Source organism: Acidimicrobiales bacterium (genome assembly GCA_036273495.1).
Classification (GTDB): Bacteria; Actinomycetota; Acidimicrobiia; order Acidimicrobiales; family JAJPHE01; genus DASSEU01.
In genome coordinates this window covers 1-11,152 of record DASUHN010000145.1, presented here as the reverse complement: position 1 = coordinate 11,152, position 11,152 = coordinate 1, and the positions used below count along the sequence as shown (strand labels likewise).

10 protein-coding genes are annotated in these 11,152 nt (G+C 73.0%); 7 read left to right on the top strand and 3 right to left on the bottom strand.

Going from position 1 to position 11,152, the window contains the following annotated elements:
• Nucleotides 1–1,135: phosphotransferase family protein (locus VFW24_06215; protein ID HEX5266350.1), on the top strand; the 1,135-nt coding region annotated here is incomplete at its 5' end.
• Here VFW24_06215 and VFW24_06210 read toward each other — a convergent pair.
• Complete coding sequence (locus VFW24_06210; GenBank protein ID HEX5266349.1) at nt 1,132–2,400, bottom strand: ABC transporter ATP-binding protein; 1,269 nt, start codon at nt 2,398–2,400, stop codon at nt 1,132–1,134. The genes VFW24_06215 and VFW24_06210 overlap by 4 nt on opposite strands.
• Nucleotides 2,401–2,404: 4 nt before the next feature.
• On the bottom strand, nt 2,405–3,181 hold the full coding sequence (fabI, locus tag VFW24_06205) for an enoyl-ACP reductase FabI (GenBank protein ID HEX5266348.1): 777 nt from the start codon (nt 3,179–3,181) through the stop codon (nt 2,405–2,407).
• 52 nt (nt 3,182–3,233) lie between these two features.
• Here fabI and npdG point away from each other — a divergent pair, with 52 nt between their 5' ends.
• Genes npdG through VFW24_06185 form a run of 4 tightly spaced genes read left to right on the top strand, consistent with a single transcriptional unit; the run spans nt 3,234 to nt 7,544 of the window.
• Complete coding sequence (npdG, locus tag VFW24_06200; GenBank protein ID HEX5266347.1) at nt 3,234–3,899, top strand: NADPH-dependent F420 reductase; 666 nt, start codon at nt 3,234–3,236, stop codon at nt 3,897–3,899.
• A gap of 10 nt (nt 3,900–3,909) precedes the next feature.
• The gene (locus VFW24_06195) at nt 3,910–5,019 is read left to right on the top strand and encodes a cysteine--tRNA ligase (GenBank protein HEX5266346.1); all 1,110 of its coding nucleotides are present in this window, start codon (nt 3,910–3,912) and stop codon (nt 5,017–5,019) included.
• Nucleotides 5,016–7,007: a threonine--tRNA ligase gene (thrS, locus tag VFW24_06190; GenBank protein ID HEX5266345.1), complete on the top strand. Its 1,992-nt coding sequence runs from the start codon at nt 5,016–5,018 to the stop codon at nt 7,005–7,007. The genes VFW24_06195 and thrS overlap by 4 nt, the downstream gene beginning before the upstream one ends.
• A 24-nt stretch (nt 7,008–7,031) precedes the next feature.
• Complete coding sequence (locus VFW24_06185; protein HEX5266344.1) at nt 7,032–7,544, top strand: HIT domain-containing protein; 513 nt, start codon at nt 7,032–7,034, stop codon at nt 7,542–7,544.
• Nucleotides 7,545–7,618: 74 nt separating this feature from the next.
• Here VFW24_06185 and fusA read toward each other — a convergent pair whose 3' ends face one another.
• Nucleotides 7,619–9,676, bottom strand: a complete 2,058-nt coding sequence (gene fusA, locus VFW24_06180) for an elongation factor G (GenBank protein ID HEX5266343.1) — start codon at nt 9,674–9,676, stop codon at nt 7,619–7,621.
• 171 nt (nt 9,677–9,847) lie between these two features.
• Here fusA and VFW24_06175 point away from each other — a divergent pair, with 171 nt between their 5' ends.
• Nucleotides 9,848–10,600: a CDP-alcohol phosphatidyltransferase family protein gene (locus VFW24_06175; GenBank protein ID HEX5266342.1), complete on the top strand. Its 753-nt coding sequence runs from the start codon at nt 9,848–9,850 to the stop codon at nt 10,598–10,600.
• Nucleotides 10,601–10,623: 23 nt separating this feature from the next.
• Nucleotides 10,624–11,152: hypothetical protein (locus VFW24_06170; GenBank protein ID HEX5266341.1), on the top strand; the 529-nt coding region annotated here is incomplete at its 3' end.

Here is an 11,152-nt window from a genome sequence, read left to right as displayed (position 1 = left end):
CCCTGTCCCCCGCGTCGTCACCTCCTCGGACGACCCCGGCCTGCTCGGCTCGGCGTTCATGGTCGTCGAGCGCATCGAGGGGGAGACGATCCCCCGGCGGATCCTGCGCCAGGCCGAGCTGGCCCCGGCCCGCCCCCACCTGGCGGAGCAGTGCGGGCGGATCCTGGCCGCCCTGCATTCCATGCCTCCCGCCGCTGTGCCCGGCCTCGAGCGCCAGGACGCCCTGGCCCAGTACCGGGAGACGCTGGACCAGATCGGCTGGCCGTCGCCGACCTTCGAGCTGGCGTTCCGGTGGCTCGAGAGGCACCGCCCCGCACCGGCCGACGGGACCAGGGTCGTCCACGGTGATTTCCGCAACGGCAACCTGATCGTCGGTCCGGACGGGATCCGCGCCGTCCTCGACTGGGAGATGGCCCACGTCGGGGACCCGATGGAGGACCTCGCCTGGCTGTGCGTGAAGTCATGGCGGTTCGGCGTGGACCTGCCCGTCGGCGGGTTCGGGACCTACGACCAGCTCATCGGGGCCTACGAGGCCGCCGGCGGGGGACCGGTCGACCGCCGGGCCCTCCGCTGGTGGGAGATCCTCGGCAACCTGAAGTGGGGCGTGATCTGCATGATGCAGGCCTGGGCCCACACGTCGGGGGCGGTGCGCTCGGTGGAGCTGGCGGCCATCGGCCGGCGGGTCTGCGAGACGGAGTGGGACCTGTTGGAGCTGTTGGGGGCCGACGACGGGGGAGGGGCGCCCGGGCCGGAGGAGGGGGGCGCCGGTCCGGTCGACATGCACGGCGTGCCCGACGCCGCCGGCCTCGTCGATGCGGTGCGCGAGTTCCTCGAGCGCGACGTGATGGCGGCCACGGAGGGCCGCATCCGCTTCCACGCCCGGGTGGCGGTCAACGTCCTCGGCATGGTGGAGCGGGAGCTGGCCCTCGGCCCCGGGCAGCGGGCGGCCCATGCCGCCGGCCTGGCCGCCCTGGGGGTGGGCAGCGAGGCGGAGCTGGCCCGGGCCATCCGGGACGGCCGGATGGACGCCCGGCGGGACGAGGTGATGAGCCGGCTGCTCGGGACGGTGCGCGCCAAGCTCGAGGTGGCCCACCCGTCCTATCTGGATCCGCCGGCGCCGCCCGCCGGGTCCTAGGCGGCGTCCCCGGCCGACCGGCCGTCGTGGCGTACCTCGACGGTGGCGGGCAGGTGCATCATCCCCTGGGCCCGGCCCGGATTCAGCACCTCGAACTGGTGGCGCTGCTCCTGCCAGTCGTAGACGATGTTCTCGTCCCGGCTCGTTATGGCCAGGGTGAGGAAGTAGGTGCCGTCCAGGAGCGGGATCTCCGGGAACGAGAACACGACCTCCCCGGGCCCCTCGATGCAGGCGATCTCGGTGCCGAGGATGCGGGTGTTGTTCCCCGACAGCAGGTTCCCCTCGATGTCGTAGATGGCGTAGCCGAAGTTCGGGTCCTCGATCCGCTCGGCGGCCTCGTAGGCGACGCGGATGCTGAGCGGGTCACCGGGCAGGAGATGGGGGGAGGTGCCGGGGTGCTCGCAGCGGACTGCGGTGATGCGGGCCCGGAAGTTGCGCTTGCGCTCCTGGGGGGACAGCTCCTCCTGGCCCTCACCGGTACCGTCCCCGTCGAGGACGGCGGCCAGCTCGTGGGCGAGCTCGAGGCGGTCCCCGGCGCGCAGCAGGTGCTCGCGGAACGAGCGGATGGCCTCTCCCGGCGTGCCCGCCGCCACCTCCCGGCCGTGGTCGAGCACCACCGCCTTGTCGCAGATCTGGCGCACCAGGTCGGGGGCATGGGTGACGAAGACGATCGTGCGGCCCTCGCGCTGGAACTGGCGCACGCGGTCGAGGCACTTGCGCTGGAACGATTCGTCGCCCACGGCCAGGACCTCGTCGACGAGGAGGATGTCGGGATCGGCGTTCACCGCCACCGCGAACCCCAGCCGCATGTACATCCCCGACGAGTAGAACTTCACCTGGTTGTCGATGAACTGACCGAGCTCGGCAAAGTCCACGATCTCGTCGAAGCGGCTCTCGGTCTCGCGCCGGGGCAGGCCGAGCAGCGAGGCGTTGAGGAAGACGTTCTCCCGCCCGGTCAGGTCGGGATGGAAGCCGGCCCCGAGCTCGAGCAGCGCCGCCAGCCGGCCCCGCACCTCGATGCGGCCGGTGGTCGGCTGCAGGATGCCGTTGATGCACTTGAGGAGGGTGGACTTGCCCGAGCCGTTGTGGCCGAGCAGCCCCCACGTCTCCCCCTCCGCGATGTCGAGGTCGATCTCGTGCAGGGCCCAGAAGTCCTCGTAGGGGATGCGCCCGAGGTGGAGCATGCGCTCCTTGAGCGACGAGTACTTCTCGTGGTGGAGGCGGAAGCGCTTGGAGACGCCGGTGACCCGGATGGCCGCGACCAAGGGCTCAGGCCCCCATAGCGTGGTAGCCGCCGTCGACGTGGACGACCTCTCCGGTGGTCATCGGGAACAGGTCGGAGAGCAGGGCCACGCAGGCCTTGGCCACGGCCTGCTCGGGGTCGGTCACGTCCCAGCCCAGGGGGGCGCGCGGGGCCCACGCGTCCTCGAAGGCGCTGAAGCCGGCGATCGACTTGGCCGCCAGGGTCCGCACCGGCCCCGCCGCCACCAGGTTGACCCGGACCCGGTGGGGACCGAGGTCGCGGGCCAGGTAGCGGGCCAGCGACTCGAGGCCGGCCTTGGCCACCCCCATCCAGTCGTAGGCCGGCCACGCCACGGTGGCGTCGAAGTCGAGGGCCACGATCGAGCCCCCTCCCGCCGCGTCCATCAGCGGCAGCACGGCCCCGGCGAGGGCCGCCAGCGAGTAGGTGGAGATCCGGACGGCCACCGCCACGTCGTCCCAGCTGGCCCGCAGGATGTCCCCCCCGAGGGCGTCCTGGGGGGCGAAGCCGATCGCGTGCACCACCCCGTCCACCCCGCCCCAGCGCTGCTCCAGGGCCGAGCGGAGCCCGGTGAAGTGCTCGGGCTCGGTCACGTCGAGCTCGAGGACCTCGGGCTCGGCGGGCAGCTTGCGGGCGGTGCGCCTGGTCAGCGAGAGCCCCCGGCCCGCGCCGGTGAGCACCACCTCGGCGCCCTCCTTCTGGGCCAGTGCGGCGGTGCCGAAGGCCAACGAGGCATCGGTGAGCACCCCGGTCACGAGGAGCCGCTTCCCGTCGAGAATGCCCATGAGCCGGAAAGTCTCGCACGGGGCCCGTTCCCCTCTGTGCAATCTTGGGGGCGTGCTAGTGGGTGTCCTCGGAGGTACCGGTCCTGCAGGCGGCGCCCTGGCGCTGCGCCTGGCCGCCGTCGGCCACCGGGTGGTGGTCGGCTCCCGCTCCCCGGATCGGGCCCGGGAGGTGGTGGCCGGGCTGCTGGAGCCGTGGGGAGGCCGTGACCTGGCCCTGGAGGGGGCGGGCAACGAGGAGGCCGCCGGCGCCGAGCTGGTCGTGGTGGCCACCCCGTGGGACGCCGCCGCCCCCACCACCGCCTCTCTGGCCCCCGCCCTCGACGGCAAGGTCCTCGTCTGCATGGCCAACGCCCTCACCAGGATCGGCGGCGAGCTGGTGGCCCTGGTGCCGCCGCGCGGCTCGATCGCCGCGTCGGTCCAGGCCGCCGTGCCCGCCGCCCGGGTGGCGGCCGCCTTCCACCACGTGCCGGCCCACGAGCTCGGGGACCTCGACCACCCGGTGGAGTGCGACGTGCTGGTGTGCGCCGACGATCCCCAGGCGATGAAGGCCGCCGCCGAGCTGATCGACCCGGTGCCGGGCCTGCGGGCCATCGAGGCCGGGAGCCTCTCCCAGGCGGCCGCGGTCGAGGCGTTCACGGCCGTCCTGATAGCCGTCAACCGCCGCTACAAGACCCGGACGAGCATCCGGCTGCTCGGCATTCCCGAGGGCGGAAGCTGATCCCGTGACGATGCGGCTGTACGACACGGCTCGTGACGCGGTGGTGCCGTTCTCCCCCGGTCGGTTGGTCACCATGTACACGTGCGGGATCACCCCGTACGACGCCGCCCACATGGGCCACGTGGCCGTCTACGTCACCTACGACGTGCTGCAGCGCCGGCTCCAGGACCTCGGCCACGAGACCCGCTGCGTGCGCAACATCACCGACGTCGACGACGACATCCTGCGCAAGGCGCGCCAGCTGGGGGTGCACTTCCTCGACCTCGCCGCCGAGGAGATGGCCCGCTTCGACTCGACGATGCGCGCCCTGCGCCTGCTCGAGTGCTGGAGCGAGCCCCGGGCCACCTCGGCCATCCCCGACATCCTCGGGTTCATCGGCATGGTGCTCGAGTCGGGCCACGCCTACCAGGCCGGGGGAGCGGTCTACTTCGACGTGAGCTCGTTCCCCGAGTTCGGCCAGATCTCCCACTACCACCGGGACCGGATGCTGGCGCTGGCCGCCGAGCGGGGCGGCAACCCCGACGACCCGAACAAGCGCAATCCCCTGGACTTCGTGCTTTGGCAGCCGTCGGCCCCGGACGAGCCGGCGTGGGACTCGCTGTGGGGCCCGGGCCGGCCCGGCTGGCACATCGAGTGCTCGGCGCTGGCCATGCGCGAGCTGGGAACGACCATCGACCTGCACGGGGGCGGGACCGACCTGATCTTCCCCCACCACGAGTGCGAGGCCGCCCAGTCCGAGGCCGTCACCGGGGAGCCCTTCGTCCGGCACTGGATGCACGTGGCCCTGGTGCGGCTGGGCGGGACCAAGATGTCCAAGTCGCTCGGGAACCTGGTGTTCGTGAGCGACCTGCTGAAGGAGTGGGAGCCCGACGCCATCCGGCTGTGCGTCCTCGGCCACCACTACCGCACCGAGTGGGAGTGGCGCGACGAGGAGATGGGGGAGGCGGCCGAGCGCCTGGCCCGGTGGCGGGCGGCGGGGCCGGGGGCGGGGGCCCTGGAGCAGGTCCGGGCCGCTCTGGACGAGGACCTCGACGTGCCCGGGGCCATCGCCGCCATCGACGCCGCCGCCCGTGGGGGCCAGGGCGTCTCGGAGGCGGCCGGGCTGCTGGGGGTGCAGTGAGCAGCGCCCCGATCTCGGTCGAGCTGCCCGACGGCTCCCGCAAGGAGGTGCCCGACGGGTCGACGGCCGCCGACCTCGCCGCCGCCATCGGCTCCCGGCTCGCCAAGGCGGCGGTGGCGGCCCGGATCGGCGGGCAGGATGCCGACCTGTCGGCGTCGCTGCACGACGGGGACCGGGTTGCCATCGTGACCGCCGACTCGACCGACGGCCGCCACGTCCTGCGTCACTCCACCGCCCACGTGATGGCCCAGGCCGTTACCCAGCTGTGGCCCGGGGCCCACTTCGCCATCGGGCCCCCCGTGCAGGACGGCTTCTACTACGACTTCGCCCTGCCCGGCGGCCTCCACTTCACCGAGGAGGACCTGGCGCGCATCGAGGCGCGGATGCGCGAGATCGTGGCCGCCGACCAGCCTTTCGTGCGCGAGGAGCACACGGTCGACGAGGGCCTGGCCCTGTTCTCCGACCAGCCCTACAAGCAGGAGATCATCCGGGGGGTGGCCGAGGGGTCGGCGGCGGCCGAGGACGCCGGTGAGGTCGGCGGGGGCGGGGACCGCCCGGTGAGCGTGTACCGCAACAGCGAGGCCTTCGCCGACCTGTGCCGGGGCCCGCACGTCCCCTCCACGGGCCGGCTCGGCCACTTCAAGCTCCTCCGGGTGGCCGGCGCCTACTGGCGGGGGGACGAGAAGCGGCCCCAGCTGCAGCGCATCTACGGCACGGCGTGGGAGTCGGCGGCGGCGCTGGCCGACCACCTCCACCGCCTGGAGGAGGCGGAGCGGCGCGACCACCGCCGCCTCGGGGCCGAGCTCGACCTGTTCTCGTTCCCCGACGAGATCGGCTCGGGCCTGGCCGTGTTCCACCCCAGGGGTGGGCTGGTGCGCAAGCTGATGGAGGACTACTCGCGGGAGCGCCACCTGGCCGCCGGCTACGAGTTCGTCAACTCCCCGCACATCACCAAGGAGGACCTGTTCCAGACGTCGGGCCACCTCGACTGGTTTGCCGACGGCATGTTCCCGCCCATGGAGCTGGACGAGGGGCAGCGGTACTACCTCAAGCCGATGAACTGCCCGTTCCACATGCTGATCTACCGGAGCCGGCAGCGCTCCTACCGCGAGCTGCCGATGCGGCTGTTCGAGTTCGGCTCGGTGTACCGCTACGAGAAGTCGGGGGTCGTGCACGGCCTCACCCGGGTGCGGGGCATGACCCAGGACGACGCCCACATCTTCTGCACGCCGGAGCAGATGGAGGAGGAGCTGGGCTCGCTCCTCGACTTCGTGCTCGACCTGCTGCGCGACTACGGCCTGTCGGACTTCTACCTGGAGCTGTCGACCCGGCCGGAGGGCAAGGCGGTCGGCACCGAGGACGAGTGGGCGCGCGCCACCGAGGCGCTGCGGGTGGTCGGGGAGGCCAAGGGCCTCGAGCTGGTCCTCGACGAGGGCGGGGGCGCCTTCTACGGCCCGAAGATCTCCGTGCAGGCTCGCGACGCCATCGGGCGCACGTGGCAGCTGTCGACGATCCAGCTCGACTTCCAGGAGCCCCAGCGCTTCGAGCTGGAGTACGTCGGCGCCGACAACGCCCGCCACCGGCCGGTGATGATCCACCGGGCCCTGTTCGGGTCGGTGGAGCGCTTCTTCGGCGTGCTGCTCGAGCACTACGCCGGGGCCCTGCCGGTGTGGCTGTCACCGGTGCAGGCGCGCGTGCTGCCGGTCCGCGACGACCACGCCGCCTACGCCGAGGAGGTGGCGGGCACCCTGCGGGGTCGCGGCCTGCGGGCCGACGTGGCGGGAGCGGCCGACAAGCTCAACGCCCGCATCCGGCGGGCCAAGCTCGAGCGGGTGCCGTACGTGCTGGTCGTCGGGGACGAGGACGTGGCGGCCGGGACGGTCGGGGTGAACCGGCGGGGGGCCGAGCAGCCCGAGCGCGGCGTGGCCGTGGACGCGTTGGCCGACGAGGTGGCCCGGCGGGCCGACGAGCGCGATCCGGCGTCCTGACCTTCACATGAGAGGCGGGTCGGCGTGAGCCTCGACCATCTGTGGGCGGGGTGGCGCAGCGAGTACATCGCCCGGGCCGACGCCGGCGCGACCGACCAGCCCGAGGGGCGGCGATGCGTGATGTGCCGGCTGGTGGCGGCGCCGCTGGACGACCCCGAGGCCCACGTGGTGTGGCGGGGGCCGGGGGTCACCGCCGCCCTCAACGCCTACCCCTACACGAGCGGGCACCTCATGGTGATGCCCGAGCGCCACGTGGGCGACCTCGAGGACCTGGAGCCCGAGGAGTCGGCCCGGCTGTGGTCGGCGATCACCGCCGCGGTGGTGGCGGTGAAGGCGGCCTACCGCCCCGACGGGGTCAACGCCGGCATGAACCTGGGCCGGGCCGCCGGCGCCGGGATTCCCGGCCACCTGCACGTCCACGTCCTGCCCCGCTGGGCGGCCGACACCAACTTCATGACCTCGGTGGCCGAGGCCCGCGTCCTGCCCGAGGCGCTGGGGGTGTCGTGGCAGAAGCTGAAGGGGACCTGGCCGCGTTGATGGCGGCGGGCACCCGGGTCCTGCGGACCTCGCCCCGCCGCGTGCCGTGGGGTCCCCATCCCCACGGCGCCCACTCAGGCTTCCTTCTTGGCCACCTTGTCGTAGAAGTTCTGGGGCAGGAGGTCGTAATGGTCGTGGCCGGTGCGGAAGCGGCCCCAGCCCCCCGTGATCGAGCGGAGGTCGATGGCGTAGCGCAGGAGCTCCGAGGTGGGAACCAGGGCGCGGATCACCTGCTCGCCGGTCTCGGTGCCCTCGGTTCCCTGCACCCGGCCCCGGCGGGAGTTGAGGTCACCCATGACGTCGCCCTGGTTGGCGGCCGGCACCGTCACCTCCAGCCACGAGACGGGCTCGAGGATGACCGGCCCGGCCTTGGCCAGCGCCTCCTTGAAGCCGATCGAGCCGGCCATCTTGAAGCTCATCTCGGACGAGTCGACGGGGTGGTACTTCCCGTCGACGCACATCACGGTGACGTCGACCACCGGGTAGCCGAAGTGGCCGCCCTGCTGCATGGTCTCCCCGATGCCCTTCTCGACCGCAGGGATGAACTGGCGGGGGATGGCGCCGCCGACGATCTGGTCGACGAAGGTGAAGCCCGCCCCCCGCTCCGCCGGCTCGACCTTGAGGTTGGCCACGCCGAACTGGCCGTGGCCCCCGGTCTGCTTCTTGTACTTGCCCTCGGCCTCGGCCGGCTTGGTGATCGTCTCCCGGTAGGGGACCTGTACCGGCTCGACCTCGACCTCGACGCCGAACTTCCGGTGGAGGCGCTCGGTGACGATCATCAGGTGGGTCTCCCCCATGCCCGAGAGAAGGGTCTGGTGGGTCTCGTCGTCGCGGCGCACCCGCAGGGCGGGGTCCTCCTCCTGCAGCTTGTGCAGGGCGGTCATCAGCTTGTCCTCGTCCCCCTTCGACTTGGGGCGGATGGCGTGGGCCAGCACCGGCTCGGGAAGCTCGGGCACGGGGACGGTCACCGGCGTCCCCTTGGGGGCCAGGGTGTCCCCGGTGCCGGTGTCAGTGAGCTTGGCCACCGCCGCGATGTCCCCGGCCTGCACCTCGGACAGGTCCACGTGCTCCTTGCCCCGGAGGGTGAACAGGCCGTGGAGGCGCTCGTCGCTGTGGGTCCGGGGATTGGTGAGGACGGTGTCGGGCTTGAGCGTGCCGGTGAGCACCTTGAACAGCGACACCTTGCCGACATAGGGGTCGGCCAGGGTCTTGAACACGTAGAGGAGCGGGTCGGAGCCGGCGTCGCAGTCCACCTCGTAGCTCCCCCCGCCCCCTTCCACCGTGACCGGCGGGCGGTCGGCGGGGGAGGGGCCGATCTCGCAGATGAACGTGGCCAGGCGGTCGATGGCCACGTTGCGGGCGGCCGACCCGCACAGCACCGGGAACACCTGGGCCGCCGCCACCCCCTTGGCGAGCGTCTCCTCCAGCTCCTTGGGATCGGGCACGTCCCCCTCGAGGTAGCGCTCCATCAGGGCGTCGTCGGCCACGACGATGCCCTCGACCAGCGCCTCGCGGACCTGGTGTTCGGAGTCGGCCATGTCGGACGGGATCGGACCGGTGCTGGGCCGGCCGTCCTCGTAGGTGATGGCCGTGTCGGTGAGCAGGTCGGCCACCCCCCGGAAGGCGGCCTCCTCCCCGACGGGAAGCTCCAGCGGGGCCACCCCGGCCCCGAACGCTGACTGCAGGTCCTCCAGGGTGCGGTCGAAGCTGGCCCGCTCCCGGTCGAGCTTGTTCACGAAGATCATCCGGGGCAGGCCCCGCTCGGCCGCCATCCGCCAGGCCACCTGGGTCTGGACCTCGACGCCCTCGACGGCGCTGACCACGAACACCGCCAGGTCGGCCACCGACAGCGCGGCGGCCACGTCCCCGAAGAAGTCGGCGTAGCCGGGGCAGTCGATCAGGTTGATCTTGTGGCCCTGGTGCTCGATGGGGGCGAGGGCCAGGGAGAGGGAGATCCCCCGCTTGATCTCCTCGGGGTCGAAATCGGTGGTGGTCGAGCCGTCCTCGACCCGGCCCTGACGGGTGATGGCACCCGAGCAGAACAGCAGCGACTCGGCCAGGGTGGTCTTCCCGGACCCGCCGTGACCGACCAGGGCCACATTCCTGATCCTGGCCGGAGGAAAGCTCTGCACCGGGATACCTCTCTCTCCCGGTCCCGGCCGACGGGGCCGCGGACCGCTGCCGGGTGGCCCCACCCCCGGGCCACGGTCACTCCAGCCTACCGACGGGCGGTGGTAGGGTGCTGGGGCCGATAAGGCCCTGATCAGGAGCAATCTTTGTTCGACGGACGCTGGCGCGCCGGCGTGGATCGCAGGACGCAGCCGCTGGGATCGGCCCTCCACAGGGCGGGGCTGACAGCCGACCAGCTCACCGCCGCCGGCGTCGTGGCGGCGCTCGGTGCGGCCGGGCTGGTGGCCGCCGGCCACCTCGTCCCCGGCATGATCGTGCTGGTGGCGGCGGCGCTGCCCGACCTGCTCGACGGGCCCCTGGCCAAGGCGGCCGGAACGGCGGGGCGGCGGGGCGCCTTCTTCGACTCGGTGGCCGACCGCTTCACCGACGCCGTGGTTCTCGGCGGCACGGCGTGGTACCTGGCCTCGGTCCACGGCGGCCACGCCGCCCTGCTGCCCCTGGCCGCCCTCGGGGCGTCCAACCTCGTGTCGTACGTGCGGGCCAAGGCCGAGTCGCTCGGCTTCGACGGCCGGGGCGGGGTGATGGAGCGGGCCGAGCGGATCATCGTCCTCTGCCTCGGGCTGATGTTCTCGGTCCTGCTCGTCCCCGCCCTGTGGCTGATCCTGGCCGGAAGCCTGCTCACCGCCGGGCAGCGCTTCGTGAAGGTGTGGCGGCAGGGGGACCGCCCGGCGCCGATTCCCGTCGAGTCCCGCTGGACGGTCGCCGCCGTCGAGGCCCGCTGGCGGTCGCGCCTGGCGGCGCGCGAGTCGGCACGCGAGTCGGCGCGGCTGGAGCGCTCGGAGCGGGTCGAGGCCCGGCGCAGCCGGCGCCAGGCGCGCAAGCCCCGGCTGGCCGGCCGCTACCGCGGCGCCGGCACCCGGCCCTAGCCCCTTCCGGTCCGGACCGCCCCGTGCCGGGACCCGGTGACGAACCGGGCGAGAGTCAGTTCGCCTACTACCTGTACCGCGGCCTCTTCGCCGTCGGCCGGTACGCCCCCCGGCCCCTCGGAAGGGCCCTCGCCCGCACGGCGGGGGAGGTCAGCTACCGGTTGATGCGCTCCCGGCGGGAGCTGATGGCGGCCCACCAGCGCCGGATCGCCGGCGGGACGCTGGACGGCGACGAGCTGGAGCGCAGGGTGCGGGGGGCCTTCCTCTCCTACGCCTACTACTGGCTCGACTCGGCCCGGGCGCCGGGGGCGTCGGCGGCGGGCCTGGAGGCGAGCACCTCGGCCGAGGGCCTCGACCACCTGGACGACGCCGTGGCCGCGGGCCGGGGGGCCATCCTGGCCCTGCCCCACCTCGGGACGTGGGACACCGGGGGGGCGTGGCTGGCGTCGACCGGCTACCCGTTGACGGTCGTGGCCGAGCTGCTGCGCCCCCGCCGGCTGTTCGAGTGGTTCGTCACGATGCGGCGGCGCCTCGGGATCGAAGTGATCCCTC